This window comes from Thiofilum sp., from assembly GCF_016711335.1.
In the GTDB taxonomy this organism is placed as follows: Bacteria; Pseudomonadota; Gammaproteobacteria; order Thiotrichales; family Thiotrichaceae; genus Thiofilum.
In genome coordinates this window covers 14458-31049 of record NZ_JADJTF010000001.1, presented here as the reverse complement: position 1 = coordinate 31049, position 16592 = coordinate 14458, and the positions used below count along the sequence as shown (strand labels likewise).

19 protein-coding genes are annotated in these 16592 nt (G+C 44.1%); 11 read left to right on the top strand and 8 right to left on the bottom strand.

All coding sequences use genetic code 11. The features are described from left to right. Positions 1–39: 39 nt before the first annotated feature. The 3 genes from IPL34_RS00175 to rsmD are packed head-to-tail and all read left to right on the top strand — an operon-like array spanning position 40 to position 3544. Positions 40–1482, top strand: coding sequence for a pitrilysin family protein (locus IPL34_RS00175; RefSeq protein WP_296835893.1), 1443 nt, complete (start codon positions 40–42; stop codon positions 1480–1482). A gap of 27 nt (positions 1483–1509) precedes the next feature. Next, positions 1510–2976, top strand: a complete 1467-nt coding sequence (locus tag IPL34_RS00170; RefSeq protein ID WP_296835890.1) for a pitrilysin family protein — start codon at positions 1510–1512, stop codon at positions 2974–2976. Then, positions 2954–3544, top strand: a complete 591-nt coding sequence (gene rsmD, locus IPL34_RS00165) for a 16S rRNA (guanine(966)-N(2))-methyltransferase RsmD (protein WP_296835885.1) — start codon at positions 2954–2956, stop codon at positions 3542–3544. The genes IPL34_RS00170 and rsmD overlap by 23 nt, the downstream gene beginning before the upstream one ends. Here rsmD and IPL34_RS00160 read toward each other — a convergent pair. The 4 genes from IPL34_RS00160 to IPL34_RS00145 form a co-directional block, all read right to left on the bottom strand. Next, complete coding sequence (locus tag IPL34_RS00160) at positions 3541–4761, bottom strand: DUF1615 family protein (RefSeq protein WP_296835881.1); 1221 nt, start codon at positions 4759–4761, stop codon at positions 3541–3543. The two genes, rsmD and IPL34_RS00160, sit on opposite strands and share 4 nt — an antisense overlap. A gap of 367 nt (positions 4762–5128) precedes the next feature. Further along, entirely contained in the window at positions 5129–5887 is a 759-nt protein-coding gene (locus IPL34_RS00155) for an aldo/keto reductase (protein ID WP_296835875.1), read from the bottom strand. Next, the gene (locus tag IPL34_RS00150) at positions 5868–7145 is read right to left on the bottom strand and encodes a transposase (protein WP_296835870.1); all 1278 of its coding nucleotides are present in this window, start codon (positions 7143–7145) and stop codon (positions 5868–5870) included. Before IPL34_RS00150 ends, IPL34_RS00155 begins: the two co-directional genes overlap by 20 nt. Before the next feature lie 78 nt (positions 7146–7223). Further along, the gene (locus IPL34_RS00145) at positions 7224–7445 is read right to left on the bottom strand and encodes an aldo/keto reductase (protein ID WP_296835865.1); all 222 of its coding nucleotides are present in this window, start codon (positions 7443–7445) and stop codon (positions 7224–7226) included. Positions 7446–7623: 178 nt separating this feature from the next. Here IPL34_RS00145 and IPL34_RS00140 point away from each other — a divergent pair, with 178 nt between their 5' ends. The 3 genes from IPL34_RS00140 (at position 7624) to arsN2 (ending at position 9738) form a co-directional block, all read left to right on the top strand. After that, positions 7624–8490: an AraC family transcriptional regulator gene (locus tag IPL34_RS00140; protein ID WP_296835860.1), complete on the top strand. Its 867-nt coding sequence runs from the start codon at positions 7624–7626 to the stop codon at positions 8488–8490. Positions 8491–8743: 253 nt separating this feature from the next. Further along, positions 8744–9220: an ArsI/CadI family heavy metal resistance metalloenzyme gene (locus IPL34_RS00135; RefSeq protein WP_296835854.1), complete on the top strand. Its 477-nt coding sequence runs from the start codon at positions 8744–8746 to the stop codon at positions 9218–9220. A gap of 56 nt (positions 9221–9276) precedes the next feature. After that, on the top strand, positions 9277–9738 hold the full coding sequence (arsN2, locus tag IPL34_RS00130; protein ID WP_296835850.1) for an arsenic resistance N-acetyltransferase ArsN2: 462 nt from the start codon (positions 9277–9279) through the stop codon (positions 9736–9738). Here arsN2 and IPL34_RS00125 read toward each other — a convergent pair. The 4 genes from IPL34_RS00125 to IPL34_RS00110 form a co-directional block, all read right to left on the bottom strand. Next, a complete protein-coding gene (locus tag IPL34_RS00125) occupies positions 9735–10049 on the bottom strand; it encodes a metalloregulator ArsR/SmtB family transcription factor (RefSeq protein ID WP_296835846.1) in 315 nt (104 codons plus the stop codon). The genes arsN2 and IPL34_RS00125 overlap by 4 nt on opposite strands. 96 nt (positions 10050–10145) lie before the next feature. Beyond that, a complete protein-coding gene (locus IPL34_RS00120; RefSeq protein WP_296835841.1) occupies positions 10146–10538 on the bottom strand; it encodes a DUF333 domain-containing protein in 393 nt (130 codons plus the stop codon). Between the two features lie 213 nt (positions 10539–10751). Next, on the bottom strand, positions 10752–11459 hold the full coding sequence (locus IPL34_RS00115; protein ID WP_296835838.1) for an outer membrane beta-barrel protein: 708 nt from the start codon (positions 11457–11459) through the stop codon (positions 10752–10754). 109 nt (positions 11460–11568) lie between these two features. Further along, positions 11569–12222, bottom strand: a complete 654-nt coding sequence (locus tag IPL34_RS00110; RefSeq protein WP_296835832.1) for an outer membrane beta-barrel protein — start codon at positions 12220–12222, stop codon at positions 11569–11571. A gap of 233 nt (positions 12223–12455) precedes the next feature. Between IPL34_RS00110 and corA the strand changes: the two genes are divergently transcribed. The 5 genes from corA to moaB all read left to right on the top strand — a co-directional run bounded on the left by corA (position 12456) and on the right by moaB (position 16583). Further along, positions 12456–13409 carry a magnesium/cobalt transporter CorA gene (gene corA, locus IPL34_RS00105; protein ID WP_296835826.1) on the top strand — a complete coding sequence of 318 codons (954 nt, stop codon included), beginning with the start codon at positions 12456–12458 and terminating at the stop codon, positions 13407–13409. A gap of 64 nt (positions 13410–13473) precedes the next feature. After that, complete coding sequence (locus IPL34_RS00100) at positions 13474–14127, top strand: response regulator transcription factor (protein WP_296835821.1); 654 nt, start codon at positions 13474–13476, stop codon at positions 14125–14127. After that, complete coding sequence (locus tag IPL34_RS00095) at positions 14127–15449, top strand: ATP-binding protein (protein ID WP_296835818.1); 1323 nt, start codon at positions 14127–14129, stop codon at positions 15447–15449. Before IPL34_RS00100 ends, IPL34_RS00095 begins: the two co-directional genes overlap by 1 nt. 118 nt (positions 15450–15567) lie before the next feature. Then, on the top strand, positions 15568–15801 hold the full coding sequence (locus IPL34_RS00090) for a hypothetical protein (protein ID WP_296835815.1): 234 nt from the start codon (positions 15568–15570) through the stop codon (positions 15799–15801). A 236-nt stretch (positions 15802–16037) separates the two neighbouring features. Beyond that, positions 16038–16583, top strand: a complete 546-nt coding sequence (gene moaB, locus IPL34_RS00085; protein ID WP_296835811.1) for a molybdenum cofactor biosynthesis protein B — start codon at positions 16038–16040, stop codon at positions 16581–16583. Positions 16584–16592 lie beyond the last annotated feature (9 nt).

Below are 16592 nucleotides of genomic sequence, written 5' to 3'. Positions count from 1 at the left end.
AGATTAAAATTTTATCCGCTAAACAAGCTAGAATCACAAATGCAACGAATACTATCACTTGCCAGCGAAAACATTAAGACCAGCAGCCTATTAAGCTCTCTATCAAAAGTAGCATTAATCATTGGGTTATGCACGGTCACACCCTTGACTCAGGCGGCCGACCGTATTCAGGTATCTGCGCCTATTTATGAGTTTAACCTTGATAATGGGTTGAAAATTCTTGTAAAGCAAGATAAGCGTGCGCCCGTTGTTGTTTCCCAACTGTGGTATAAGGTCGGTTCGAGTTATGAGCACGGTGGGATCACGGGAATTTCCCATGTGGTCGAACACATGATGTTTAAAGGAACCAAAAAATACCCCACCGGTGAGTTCAATCGCATTATTGGTGAGAATGGTGCGGAGGATAATGCATTTACTGGACAGGATTACACCGCCTATTATCAAGTAGTTGCTAATGACCGCCTAGAAGTAGCGATGGACTTAGAGTCCGATCGAGTGAGGGGGCTAACTTTACCGCCTGATGAGTTCAAAAAAGAATTAAAAGTGGTACAAGAAGAACGCCGTTGGCGTACTGAAGATAATCCTAATGCATTAACCTATGAACAATTCATGGCGACGGCCTTTATGAATAGTCCCTATCATAATCCGGTGATTGGTTGGATGACTGATTTGGAAAATCTTAAGGTAGAAGACTTAAGAGCGTGGTATGAGCGCTGGTATGCCCCTAATAATGCAGTCCTAGTCGTAGTGGGGGATGTGGAGCCGGATCAAGTGTTTGAAATGGCTAAAAAGTATTATGGGTCATTAAAGCCTAGTGAATTAGTGCCACAAAAACCTCAGGTTGAGACAGCACAAAAAGGTTTACGCACCATTCAAGTCAAAGCGCCTGCTGAGTTGCCCTATATTATGTTGGGCTATAAAACCCCTGCTTTGGTGAGTGCTAAAGCCGATGAGGCTTGGGAGCCTTATGCTTTAGAAGTATTGTCCAGTATTTTAGATGGTGGAAGTAGCTCGCGTTTAAGTCGTGACTTAGTGCGCGGTAAAGAGCTATTAGCTTCGGCGGGTGCTTGGTATAACGGCTTTGGTCGTATGCCGCATTTATTAGTTATGAATGGTACGCCCGCTAAAGATGTGCCGATTGATACGGTTAAAGCCGAACTCTTAGCGCAGGTCGAGCGTCTACGTAAAGAGCAGGTCTCCACGGAAGAACTAGCACGGGTAAAAGCTCAGGTGATAGCGAGCGAAATCTATGAGCGTGATTCACTTCAGCATCAGGCGACTGTATTAGGTTCTTTAGAAACCGTGGGTTTGGGGTATAAAGTGATGGACGAGTATGTAGACAAAATACTGGCTATTACACCTGAGCAAATTCAGCAAGTGGCGCAAAAGTATTTGATCGAGGATCATTTGACCATCGCTGAATTAGTGCCTCAACCCATTGATAAATCTAAACCGCGCTTTGCACCAACTTTTGTGCGCTAACTCTTAAGGTTTGAGGGCTAAATAATAATGAAGAGCATAACAATACGCTGGATAGGTCAATGGCTGCTAATAGCCCTGATGGCGCTATTAGCTTACCCTGCTTGGGCAGCGCCTAAAATCGAGCATTGGACAACACCTGAAGGTTTAAGAGTCTATTTTGTAGCAGCACCTACGCTGCCTATGCTGGATTTGCGCTTAGTATTCGATGCCGGAGGGGCACGCGACGGTGATCGGCCGGGAATGGCGAGTTTTACCAATGGTATTTTGGATCAAGGGGCTGATGAGTTAAATGCTGATCAAATTGCTGAAGCCTTTGAATCAGTTGGTGCTATTGCTACTAATGGTACGAGTCTAGATATGGCATGGCTAGCGTTGCGCACTATTACTTTGCCGGAGCAACAACAAAAGGCATTAGACACCTGGCTCAAAGTATTAGGTAAGCCTACTTTTCCTGCCAAAGAATTTAAAAACTTCCAAAAGCTGACTTTAGTCAGTTTAGCGGCTGAAAAGCAGTCACCTGAAAGCATTGCTAGTAAAGCCTTTTATAGCAATTTATACGGTACACACCCCTACTCAATACCTAAAAATGGCACAGAAGATAGTATCAACTCACTCACCATTAATGACTTGAAAGAGTTCTATCAACAATACTATGTCAGTAAAAACGCGGTATTAGCCATCGTAGGGGCAGTAGATCGAGCGCAAGCTGAAGCGATTGCCCAGAAAATTGCAGCGGTATTAGGGCAAGGCGAAGCTGCTGCTCCCTTAGCTGAAGTCGCTGCTTTAACCGAGCCTAAAGCGGTTACGGTCGATTTTCCTTCGGGACAGTCTCATATTTTAGTGGGTCAGCCCGGTAATAAACGCGGTGACGATGATTTTTATGTGATGTATTTAGGTAATCATATTTTAGGTGGGGGCGGTTTTACATCGCGGTTAATGCAGGAAGTGCGCAATAAACGCGGTTTAAGTTATAGCGTGTATAGCTATTTTATGCCCTTAGCGCAGTTAGGTCCTTTCCAAGTAGGTTTGCAAACTAAACAAGACCAAACCGCTGAGGCCTTGCAAGTGGTGCTGGACACTCTGAAAAAATTCCAAGAAGAGGGACCTACCGAGACTGAATTATCAGCCTCAAAAAAAGATATTACAGGTGGCTTCCCGCTACGGACTGCGAGTAATGACGATATCGTCGAGTATTTAGGAGTGATTGGTTTTTATGGTTTGCCCTTAGATTATTTAGATACCTTTACCGATAAGGTCAATGCCATCACGCGTGAGCAGGTAATCGAAGTATTTAAGCGCCGCCTCCAGCTAGATAAAATGCTTACCGTGGTGGTAGGTCCTTCTGCCACAGCAGAAGCCAAGGAGCCGAAGGCAGAAGAAGCTTCGGAGACCAAAAAGCCAGAGCAAGGTGAGAATAACAATCCTAGCACTACAGCTCCCTCTAAGGATCAACCCACTGAGCCGAAAGCGGATGAAGCCCAACCCGCCTCCTAAGCAGCACGCGGGTGCGCATCAATTACGTATTATCGCTGGGCAGTGGCGCAGTCGCCGCTTGCCCATTTTAGCCCTTGAAGGCTTACGTCCCACACCTGATCGGGTGCGTGAAACTTTATTTAATTGGTTGCAGTTTCCGGTACGTGGCGCTAGATGTTTAGACTTGTTTGCGGGTAGTGGTGCATTAGGGTTAGAGGCCTTATCACGCGGGGCGAGTGAGTTAGTCCTAGTGGAAAAGCACCCTAAAGCGGCAGCTACCTTGCAAACTAATATCAATACGCTCAAAGCATTAAATGCCGAGGTCTATCATCAAGAGGCTTTAAGTTATTTAGATCAAGCCACTATTCCTTTCGATATTATTTTTCTTGACCCTCCATTTCATCATAATTGGCTGCCAATGGTCTTAGAACGCATTCAAGACAAGCAACTATTAGCCCCTCAGGGGTATATTTATTTAGAATACGAGCGCGAGCTGGAGCTAGATTTAAGCCAGTGGAATTTAACGATTCATAAGCAATTGCATGCAGGTCAAGTGCATTGTGTATTAGCTCAGTTATCAAGTGCTTAGCGTTTCATACAAGTTTGATAGCGTTGATTCACATTAATAGCAAAGCGTTCGGTAGTGAGAATCCGTGAAGTTTTTTCACTATTGAGCGTGATAGTCGGAATAATGGCATAGACGGGTTTGTGTTTAGTTTGTTTTTGGTAAAGCTCGCGCACTAGCTTATAAGTTTGAGTGTCTTTGAAGTTTTGTGACTTTTCTAACATCAGATCGCTGCGAATCTTTTTGTCGGTTAAATTCAATGAGTATTTAAGGTTTAATAGACGCAGAGCATTTTCAGTTTGGCTCAGGGTATTAGTAATAGTGCCTGATGAGCTATAAATGAGTAAATCACCATCCAGCATGAGTTTTTGTGCGGTTAATTCACTAATCAGTGCTTGAAAAGCAGCATTACGACTGGCATAGCGTCCCGCATTAAAATCCGCAAAGCGATAGATTTTACGATCATAACCCGTTTCATAGCCTAATAATAATAAAGTACCGTAAAATAGCCCTCCTTTTCGAGTATAGAGTTTATCACGCACTTGATATATTTCCTCTAAGCTTAAGGCTTTACCTTGGCGTTGTTCCCTTTCATATTGTACCGCAAAGCTCACCGCAACTTGCATAGACCCAATGGTATCAATTTCATTTTGCCCCTCTATTAAATTACGCGCTAGACTATTTTTGATCAAAAAATCGAATTTATAACGCTTAGATAATTCGGTGATTAAATCACGATAGGCTAAATCTAAATCGCGCTCAGTACGTGCACTGCGAATGCGTGCCATAAAACTTTGCTTAGGATCAGGAAAGGTATTTAAAAATTTTTCAGCTTGTCCGCCTAAAATAGGGATTTGATTGAGCTTATTAATGACGGCTTTTTCAGATAGTTTGCCTAAATTAGGCACGGCAGGATTAGCCACAAAGCCAGACTCTTGATCAACGACCGCAATAATAGAGCAAACATTTTCTTTACTTTGAGCCAGACCATGTTGTTTTAATACATCTAGCATATCAATAGCCCAGCTTTTAGGATCAGGGCGTTGAGGTTCGGCGGCTTTAATGAGTGCTGTGACTTGGTTGACTGCAATAGTGGGCTTAGGATTAGCTATATTGGTTTGTTGGGTAGCATTCAGATGATCTTTGATCGTGGGGTAAGCCCAAAAACCCAAGCCGATAAAACTGGCACTTAACACCCACAGTGCGATTTTTCTTAGCCCATCAATGAGATCATCTAACATGCCTTTCAACCTATCTAGCTGTCTAGTCTTAAGGCTACTCAGTGTAGTCGAGTTTAGCAGTAGAGAGTATAAAACCTAGTAGAGCAAGCAGCAGATTGATGATCATATAGATGTTGAGAAAAAAATTTCACAGAATTAAGTTAACACCCCATTTTTTATCCAGCCATTCGCTTATCGTCCTACATAAACCAATAAATGGCTTCTCGATATAAGCATGTATGGTACAGATTTTGCGTGGGTGATTTCGACATCGTTTAGTTTTGTCGCGCAGAACAATAGTGACACATACCGCGAAAAATACCTTTGTGCTGAGTACGCCAAAATACATGCCCACCGGTAGGCTGTGTCACCTGTTAATCCTCCAACACTATACTAGCGTAGGCGCCACCTCCATAGGGTTCAAACCATTGGCTGCCCAAGCTAATGCTTGGTTTTGGTTGAGCGCATCAAGCTGCGCCATATCATCCACAGAAATCTCGAAATCAAAAATATTGAGGTTTTCTCGGATGCGTTCTGGCTTGCTGCTTTTGGTTAGAACGCAGTACCCATGCTGTACTCCCCATCTTAGTAACAAGTTAGCCTCTGGCACTCCCATGTTGTTGGCAATGTCACGGATAACGATTTGGGCTTGGGCTTTGGTTTCGGCAAGGGTCTCTCCGCCTTGTCCCTCCTCGACCCGCCAGCTTGATAGTGGGGCGAGTGAGCTATATGCGATAGGCACTATGGCATGTTTGTTCATAAATTGGGTTAAGTCAATTTGCGCACACAGAGGATGAAATTCAATTTGGTTGGCCTCTGGGCTATCTAGACCTGCATCCAAAATTTCTTGGAGTCGTATTGCATTATAGTTGGCGACACCAATATGCTTTACCAGACCAGATTTTTTTAGCTCGATGCAAGCAGACCATTGTTCCAATCTTAATGCAGAAAATGGCGCATGAATCAGATACAGGTCAACATAATCGAGCTGTAATTGTTGCAGTTGTCTTTTTAATGTGGCAATGGTGGCGTCGTAATTCTTTTCGACAGAGCCCCATGGTGTATAGCCTGGGAAAACCTTGGTTGTGATGAATAGCTCATCTCTTAATATTAACACTTCGGACAGTTTACGCGGCGATAGCACCATAATTACATAGGTCTGCGAAGGCTGGGCTGGATTTTATGGCGCTGAAGTCGAGTTTTAAGTGGCGAGAAAAGCGTTCGAGCAGATGGGCATTGAAGTGGCGGATCTTCCCACTGGCAACGGAGAGGACACTGCGCCCGTTGCCCCCGGCATCCCAGTTCTGCTGGCGATCTTCCAGCCGGAGCAGGTTAAGTGCCGTCAGTGAGGTATTGAAGTGGAAATCCAGCTTTTCTTTGCGGGTCGTTTGGCAGTCACACAGCCCGGTGTGTTGCTTGGCATCCCGGAACAAAAATTCTATCTGGAAACGCGCTTGGTAGTAACGCAGGATGTCTAATGCAGGGCAATCCGTGTCGGTACTGAACAGCAGTGCGCTAGCGGTCTTGCCGTTTGCTTCGCGCACCAGATAGACGATGCGCACTATCTGTTTGAACGTCGGGCTGTTAACAGTAGCGGTGTAAACACGCTGCCCGTCCAGCTCTCCGACCCGTTCAAAACGTGATAAGTCGTCAAAACTGACTTTGCCGCTGTACTGGCGGTGACGACCCTTGGGTTTTTGTGCGCCCGTGTACAGCCACCGTAAGTCGGCGTCCTGACGTAACTTGCTGATCAAATGCAAGTTGAGTTCCCTGATGCCACTGACAAACTTAGTTTTGGCATAAAAGCTATCCGCGACGAGATAACGGATGCCACACCCCAGCAGGACTGTGATGGCGTGTTGAAGCTGTCCAAGGTAGCTATCCATCCGCGTGGGGAGCGGCGCACCAACGAAGGGTGGGTGTTTCACCTTGGTTTTGTCTTTGGTGTTGGCGGGTTGGCTTTGACCCTTGCGGGTTGAGCGCGGCAACGTAGGCGTTTGGCGGGCGGATAAGGTGTAGGCCGTGTTGTGGGTCACGTCCACCAGCGCTAACAAGGATAATTCTTGTCCGCGTTGCGCCTGCCCCTGTGAGCCGTTCCAAAACCAGTCTAGGCCATAACTCTTGCGCCCGCTTTTAGGCACGAAACTGGCATCAATAGCCGCAATACGTTCCCCCTTGCCATGCAGGACATCCTGTAAGATCAGCAGGTTGAACGCTAGAAAATCAAAGGAACGTGAAAACCAGCGTGAAAAAGTCTTTTCATGGCAGTCACTGTAACGTCCAAGGTTGCGGAAGTTGACACGGCTGGGCAGGTACATCAGCGCATTGAACAAGGTCAGCAAAAACTGGCGCTGCGGTTTCGCCACACTGGACATTTGGCTCAGAATCGTTTCTATTGTGGACATGGAAGCTTCTGGGGTGAGGGGTTGTTATCGTGGTTGACGACATCTTCCCACACTGGAGGCTTCCAGCCTATTTTTCAATCATGCCCAAACTGTCCGAAGTATTGTTAATATACCACTGGTCTTTATTCCTCTGCCTGTGCCCTCTTCATTATTGTAGCCCTCGGCTGAGTCAATATGCCGATAGCCTGCGTGTAGTGCTTCACGAACACATACCTCTGCCTGATCGTTAGAAAGCTGATAGGTGCCAAAGCCGATAAGAGGAATTCCTAATGAGTGACGAGTGAAATGCGAAAGTTTCATTTTTTCTCCTGAGCTGACGAGGTAAATTAAGAAGCACTATTGTGCCGAATAAACCCTCAATCCCGAATAACAGTGTCGTGCAATAACATGACAAATTAAATCAATAAAGTGAGAATAAGAGCAAAAAGTGCGGTGAAAAATGCTATAATCGATCATATTTAGATGTTTTATTATCAGCATGTTAAATCTCCAAGCTCTCGAAACCTTTGTAACAAATGCGCCTCAAGGAGTTAACGAAACCTCCATTCCCAATGTTCAGGTTTTTTGGTCACATAAGGCGATGCCGCGACACCTGCAAGCCTACTTGTTTGGTTTAGTGTTTATTCTTCAGGGATACAAAATTGGCTATTTGGGTGCTCGCCGTTTTCAGTATGGTGCGGGACAGTATTTAGCGGTTGGGTTTCCTATGCATTTTGAATGCGAAACTCATCTTCAAAATCATACCCCGTTATTGGGTATTTTCATTCAGTTAGAGGTGTCCGAGCTATCGCGTCTGGCTGCACAAATGATGTCGTGCAAAGCATTGTCAACTGGTATCGTAGAGCGTTCAGGGGTTGAACCGCTGAGTATCAGCGCACCCATTTATGAAGTGCTTGGACGGATGCTAAATGTCATCAATCAACCCAAGCAAGGAGCTGTACTAGGTGAGCTTTATGTACGTGAACTGTGCTACCACGTACTGCAAGAGGATAATAGTGCGGTACTTCTCAGTCATTTGAATAGATCCACCCCACAAAACCGTGTCGCACAAACCCTCGAATACATGGAACAAAATCTATACCGCAACCCACCTGTTGATGAGCTTGCGCAGTATGCCCATATGAGCATTGCCAGTTTTAACCGGCATTTTAAACAAATAACGGGCCGCTCAGTAGTGCAATACATCAAAACTATGAGGCTGATGCGTGCGCGTCACATGCTTGCAGTAGAAGGTCAAAGCGTAAAGCAAGTTGCGGAATTGTTGGGTTATGGCAGTGCGGCACAGTTAAGCCGTGACTTTAAAGCGTATTTTGGATTGCCTCCCAAATGGGCGGGACAAGTATAAAGACCAAACAAATGTGCGTTTAATGAAGTGCTGTATACTAGGTTTGATAAGAGTGTCATCCCATTTAGTGATTACCTAACCGTTTACTGAAAGCTGCTTAAACTTAAGGGTCTTAATCATCTATTAAACTCTGCTAAAGCTAAACCTAGTAGAGCAAGCAGCAGACAGACGACTGTAGGTAGAAAAATAGCTTGCTTTAAATCTTTGTTTCAATAATAGTTGAAATATTGAAATTAACGAAGAGGTTTATAGTATGAAACGTTTTCATGTGCATGTGTCAGTCGAAGATTTAGCCGCCAATATTCAGTTTTATTCGCAACTCTTTGGTGCTAATCCTACGGTGCAAAAACAGGACTATGCCAAATGGATGTTGGACGATCCACGAGTCAATTTTGCTATTTCTAGGCGCGGTGCGCCGCTAGGATTGAATCATTTAGGATTTCAAGTGGACTCTAATGAGGAACTAGAGCAACTGAATCACCAGCTTAAAACTATTGATGTCACGATTACCGCAGAGCAAGGGACTGCTTGTTGCTATGCCATGTCGGATAAGTATTGGATTAATGATCCGCAAGGTATTGCGTGGGAGCAGTTCCATACTCTAGAGAGTATTCCAGTGTTTGGTGAGGCTGACAAAACTACTGCTACCCCGTGTTGTGTGCCTGTATTGGGGCAATCTAAATCAGCAGAGGCGTGTTGTACTCCGTCACAGGGTTCTAGCTGCTGTTAAATGTTGCGGGTTTAAATACTTTTGGTAGCCAGCATTAATATTTGAGGTTGTAGCCTATGTTTTTAGCAAGTGAAAAAGTCTCAATAGTTAATAATGAACCTGAACCCATTCAAGCACTAGGGTTAATCCAAGCATTATTGAAGGACACACAGCTTCCCTATGAGGATTTAGCAGTTGCTACGCACAGCCAGTTCTGGGGCTTAGGTGCGCCGCAGTATTATGCTGTGATTGGTTTGGAGCGGTATGAGAAGCTGGGTTTATTGCGCTCTTTAGCGGTTGCACAGCCTTATCGACGCCAAGGATTAGGGCAGCGGTTAGTGCAGTGGGTGGAGCAAGAGGCACAGCAAGCAGGTTTGCAGCAGCTCTATTTATTGACAACCAGTGCCACTACGTTTTTTGAAGCATTGGGATATGAGCGCTTAGAGCGTAACGATTTGCCACCTGCGCTCTATAGCTCTAGCCAAGTACAAGGGGTTTGTCCTGCCTCGGCTTCTATTTTGGTAAAGACACTAACCTAACCGCAACTCCCTTCTGTCCCACAAGTGTCGCCCTTACAGCAATCTTCGGTGAGGGCGGCAATTAACTCATTCATAGCCGCATATTGGGCATTATAAATCACATAGCGTCCTTCCTGCCGTGAGGTAACTAATCCAGCATGGACTAATTCTTTCATATGAAAGGAGACTGAGTTGGGCGCAGTTTGGGTCAGTTCACTAATTTTGCCTGCACTTAACCCCGATGCTCCGGCCTGCACTAATTCACGGAAAATAGCCAAACGCGATTCTTGAGCCAGTGCCGCGAGGCGTGTGACTATGATTTTTGAGTCCATATTCAGGGTACGATTGATGATAGAGGATGAAGGAAGTGTACACTGTCAACGGTTACCTTTGACAGTGTTTAAGGGGTATTCGGGCTTAGCGCTGTATCAGCGAGCAGGATTACGGCAGAAACGATTAAAGCCTGCTGGAGTATTGGGGAAGCGTTTTTGTTTAGCTAATTCCCAAGGTCTTTCACATTTTTTAGTGCTAGAGCACCATGCATAACCCGCTGCAACTAAACAGCCGTGTGCATCGCGTGCGCCACCAATGATAGGGGGCTTGGATGGGGTTGGTGCTTTAGCAGGACATTCGCCACGAAATAGCGCCCATTCTTCGCATTTCACCCCATTAGGTAATTGGCAATAGCCCACACTACCCACGATTTGTAGTTTGCCGCCTTGTTTAATGCAGTTGATTGAGGCTGGATTACCCATAGCGGTTGCTGCACCTGATAGTGTTACTAAAAAAGCTAAGGTTAAGCCGCTGATTATTTTGCGCATATTGACTCCACTAATAGAATGTTTTGCTAGATTGAATTGCCTGTAGTTAGGTGCACGAGAGGTACTTAACTAACGAACTATAGACGATTGCTAGTTTAGCTCAATAGGGTTAAGTGGGAATAAATAGCTAAGCGAGTGTTCAATGAGGTGAGGTGGAGAAGGGCTACAAAAAAGGCTGCATCCTTGCAGCCTCAATCAGTGTGTGTGGTGACATTAAAGAGTGGAATAGGTTAAACCAAGGCTATAATTATCCACATCCGTTTCATAATTAGAGTCTGAGCCTACATTAAACATATGTTCCCACTCAGCACGTAAATGAATATTAGGACTCATACGATATTGAGCACCAACCCCTAATAATGGGCTTTGACCATTATCATTCGTTTGCTCGGTAATGAATTTACTATTAGGAATAGTCGTAGTGGTATCAGGTGTGGTGCGTTCAGAGTCACGCTTCCAAAAAGAAACCCCTGCCTTACCAAACGCTTCAATCTGTGGGGTGACAGGCATATAGCCCATACCCGCTAAATTAATGCTTTTGACCTCATTACGCATGGTGGCGGGATTACCATTTTGAGTACCACTCATACTTGATTCACCCATGTCGTTATAAGAGACTTCCGCACCAAACATAGGACTAAAACGAGCGCCTGCCATGACTTTCCAATTTAGATCACCATTAGAGCAAGTGCCAGAGAAAAACGGATCGTTACAAATATCGCCTTGTTTAGAATAGCCTGCACTAACCCCTGCGTACAGTTTCGGTCCCTGACTAAAATCATTAATAGGATCACCATAGCCCGCATTAGGATTGTTGGCTCCAATCACTACTGGCAAAGGATTGCGTACTACCCAATCGGCTTGTGTGAGTGGAGCAAGAGCCATGAGGCAATAAGCTATTAATAGTTTAGAGTGTTTCATAAAGTTAGCCCTTTATTATTCATTGTTATTTTTGAACTTATTAGTGTAAATGCTAGCTCAACTAGCATTTGAGGGTAAAAGGCTTACCCTCAAAATAGAGAAAAACCTATCACAGTGAGGACATCGAAACGCCAACACTGAGTAAATTAATATTACGATCACTTAATTGCTCACTGCCGACATCGGAATAATGCTCCCACTCAGCGCGAACCCCTAAGTTACCATTGAGTCGGTAATCAGCACCAATACCATAAAAAGTGGATTTGCCATCGACTGCTTGATGACTATTCGAGTGAGATTCCTCGCTAGTCCACCATAACATCCCGCCCTTACCATAAAGATGTAAACTATCACTCATCGGTAAAGTCACCACCCCAGCCGCCGTATAGCCACTACGTTGCGCTTTGGTGGTAGAGCCATTAGTGGCTTTGCCTTGTTGCTCCCCAAAGTTCACATAAGCACCATCCAAGAGCAAACCGTTTTGGAGTGGTACTCCAGCATACAGTTTCCACGCATTACTGCTGGTTTCACAATTTTCTAATTGCGTGCAAAAACCTTCAGTATTCGCAGAGCCAATATTCGCGCCGATGTAATTAGCATTAGCGCGTGAGCCACTAAGTGTGGCTTTAGACTGGGGGCTGGGTTTAAACAACCCTAGTAAACTATCAAAAGGTGAGGTGGTGTCAGCTGCATAGATGGGGTTAGACAACAGCACCGCCGCAGGTACTAACCATGCAGCCCAGTGTTGACGTGTGGTTTTCATTCAATTAGTCCCTCTTACTTTTTATTCTATGGACATCAATTATCTATCTCAGCCTGTATGACTATACGAGATCTAGCAAGTTCCTGTCTCTTTTAGCCGCTAATCGGTTATTTAACACCACTTTAAGCCTTAAAGTGCTAAAAGATTGTACAAATGTAAAATAGCTAGTCACACCTTAGATTCTGTTAGAATCGCGGTCTCTTGGCGCTAAGACCAATACTTAGGAGAGTCGTATGCTGCGCTTATTTAAATTAGATGGCGGATTCATTCGGGAAATCAAAGCAGATAAGGATCAATTAACTCGACAACTCCAAGAAGCGCAATGGGTCGATATTTGTGAGCCAGAAGAGGATGAGCATTCGCTATTAGAGCAAATGTTACATACCGACTTGCCGGAGTTTGATGATGTTGAGGAGATTGAGTCCTCTGCCCGTTGCTTTGTGGATCAGGCAGGGATTCATGTGCACTCTTTGTTTATGTATCAAGAGGACAATCGTTATAGCACGGTCTCAGTCGCTTTCATTTTGCAGGGTGAGCGCTTAATTACAATTCGGGATGAAAAGCTGGCTGATTTTAGATTATTCCGTTTGAGAGCTAGACGCGGACAAGTCAAGTGTAGTCATGTAGCTGATTTGCTCGTGACGCTATTAGAGCAAAAGGTTGAAAATCACGCAGACTATCTAGAGGATATTCATCATAAGCTCGAAGATGTAAGCCATTCAGTGCTCGAAGAGGAGGACTCGGAGCTGGAGGATGCGATTAGTGATTTGGCCAAGCTTGAGGATCGGAATGGTAAAATCCGTCTGTGTTTGATGGATACCCAGCGGGGTATATCTTTTCTCTTACGCCATTTACGCGATTATCAAGACTCACATGAAACGCTGCGCGAGGTCATGCGCGATATTGAGGGTTTGATGTCACATACCGCTTTTCTGTTTGACAAAATCAACTTTTTGATGAGTTCGACCCAAGGCTTTATCAATATTAAACAAAACCAAATCATTAAAATTTTCTCTATTGCCGCCGTGGTGTTTTTACCTCCTACCTTAGTGGCGAGTGCTTATGGTATGAACTTCAAACACATGCCAGAACTAGAATGGTTAGTGGGTTATCCGTGGGCATTAGGATTGATGATTTTAGCAGGGCTAGCGCCGTATCTGTTCTTTAAGCACAAAGGCTGGTTATAGGCTAACCCTAAAACACCATGTGTAAAAGCTAAAAACGCCAGTAAGCCCTAAGGACTAACAGTCTATGCGTTTATTAATTGTCGAAGATGATCCCATGATTGGGGAAAGCCTAGAGGAAAGTCTGCGTAATGAAAATTATGCGGTAGATTGGGTGCGTGACGGGCATAGTGCAGAGCTAGCCTTATTACAAGAATATGATGTGGTGGTATTAGATCTAGGCTTACCCAAAAAGAAGGGCGAGCAAGTACTGCTAGATTATCGTAGGGGGGGAGGGCAAGCAGCGGTCTTGGTGTTAACGGCACGCGATTTAGTTACCGATAGAGTTAAAGTGCTGGATAGCGGTGCGGATGATTATTTGATTAAACCGTTTGATTTAGATGAGTTATTTGCGCGGATTCGTGCCTTATTACGGCGTAAATCAGGGCGTACTCAAGTAGAGCTGGCTGCAAGAGGTTTAGTCTTAAATCCAGCCACGCATGAGGCTTATTGGCACGGTGAATTACTGCACTTGTCCGCCAGAGAATTCGGATTATTACAAGTGTTAATGGAAGCAGCCGGTCAAGTAGTATCTAAAACACGTTTAGAGGATAAAATTTACGGTTGGAATGAAGAAATTGAGAGTAATACGGTAGAGGTTTATATTCATTTATTACGTAAAAAGCTGGGTGTGGATTTTATTAAAAATGTAAGAGGAGTGGGGTATAAAATACCTGTGTGATGATGAAGCGCAGTATTCATTGGCAATTAATTATTAGTTTGAGTTTGGGCTTGTCAATGGCTGCATTTCTGGCAGGTTGGGCTATTTATAATGTGGCTCAACAAGAGGCCAATAAACTATTTGATTATTATCTCCAGCAAGCTGCACTGTTTATACCTTATCGCCTTGACGAAGATGCAGAGTATTCTGAAAAAGATTTACTAGGTGAGGATATTTTTGTTGAGGTTTGGAATCCAGAAGGCGAGTTAATTTATTCGTCTAGTAATGATTTTACTATGCCGCGTTACAAAACCTTAGGCTTTCAAAATGTCCAGGCTTTTGATTCGTATTGGCGTGTTTATACTACTTCCCGCCGAGGTCATTATATTCAGGTCGCTCAACCCGAAAGCAAGCGTGATTTACTCGCTAAAAACTTAGCACTGCGTTCACTTTCTCCTTTTATATTATTGATTCCTTTATTATTGTTTTTAACAGGGTGGATTGTTAGACGCAATTTACGACCTCTGAAACAGATGACGGTTGCCATTACCCAGCGTAATTCAAATGATTTAGCACCCCTTTCTAGTCAAGATCAACCGCAGGAGTTAGTACCCATTACGGACGCTTTAAATGGGCTACTAGCACGCTTAGAGCAGACATTAAAAGCTCAACATACATTTATTGCCGATGCGTCACATGAGTTACGCTCGCCTTTAACCGCATTAAAATTGCAAATTCAATTAGCAGAGCGTGCAAAAACAGAGCCACAACGGTTGCAGGCGATTCAAAAGCTAGGTGAGCGTATTGAGCGAGCTATTTACCTAGTGGAGCAGTTATTAACACTTGCACGTCATGATATGCCTGATTTAGAAAAGGAATGGGTGACCTTAAATAATCTAGTGTCCTATATTACTCAGGACTATCAAGTCAGTGCTAAAAGCCATCAATTAGAGTTAATACTGGAGTTGCCCCAACAACCCTTAACTATTTTAGCTAATGAGTCTGCTTTAACTATCTTATTAAAAAACTTATTAGATAATGCCATCAAATATACTCCCGCCGGAGGCATGATTAAGGTAGGACTGGCTACTAATCCGCTGCATATAAAGTTGTGGGTGGAGGATAGCGGGATTGGTATTCCAGAACTTGAGCGCCCCTATGTGTTTGAACGTTTTTATCGTGCCTCGAATCATCAAGCGGCTGGAACAGGGCTAGGTCTAGCCATCGTGCACAATATTGTACAGCAATTAGGGGCTAGTATTCAGTTGAGTGTACCAGTAAGCGGCAAGGGATTGATTGTACAAGTACAGTTTCCTTTATCATTATTCCCCTTTTGTAAATAACAAAAGGGCTAACCTTTTAAGTCGTTTTTAATAATTAGCTTGTTAGTCTATGTCTCAAGGTTATGGATTATCATAATCAGGGTTGATGAAAAATTTAGGTTATAAAAGGGAATAGTCAATGAAAATCAAAATGGCAACACTGGCATTAGCAGTTACATTAGCTACCGCATTAGGCATGAGTTCAGTTCAAGCAGCTTCTAGCACTATGACTAAATCACCCACAGCTAAAGTCATGAAAAAGGGTCATGTTGCTAAAAAGCACAAAGTTAAAAAGAAATCTGTTGCTAAAAAGCCTGCTAAACATATTAAGGCTAAAAAAGTAATTAAAAAATCAAAGGCTAAACGTGCTTAAGGGTTATTAAATTATACTAATTAAGTTTATTTCTCACCTTAGGGTAATAATCTTGTTGGTTTGTATTGTTTCTCCGCTTATGGAAGCCCTTCGGTTTCAGGGACGAAGCCCCTAGGGTAGTGGCTAGAGTGGTTGCTACTACCCTTTCTTTTTGAATAGCTTCATTCCTTCTTGAGTCTGCTAATGAGCCTATTGGCAGGCTTCCTTTCTCCATGACATGATGCTGAGTTATTTATATGTTTGGAGCCTTTCATGTCACATACTCCCCCAATGCCGCATTCAAACCGATTAATATTGCGGTCTTAACAGTATCCGACACACGCACTGAAGAAAACGATACTTCGGGTCAAGTATTGTGTGAACGTATTAAGGCGGCAGGTCATCAGGTGGCAGCTAAGCATATTGCTCCCGACAATATTTATGTGCTGCGTGCCATTGTGTCGCAATGGATTGCTGATCCTGAGATTCATGCGGTGATTACTACCGGAGGCACTGGCTTAACAGGACGCGATGTGACGCCAGAAGCGCTTAAGGTATTGTACGACAAAGAAATTGAGGGATTTGGAGAGCTATTCCGTCAGATTTCTTATAACTTGATCAAGACCTCTAGCTTACAGTCGAGAGCTATTGCTGGATTAGCTAATGGTACGGTGTTGTTTAGTTTGCCCGGCTCTCCGGGGGCTTGTAAGGACGGATGGGATCATATTATTGTGCATCAACTCGATAGCCGTCATAAACCGTGCAATTTAGTGGAGTTAATGCCTCGATTTTTAGAGGTGTGATTGGTTGGT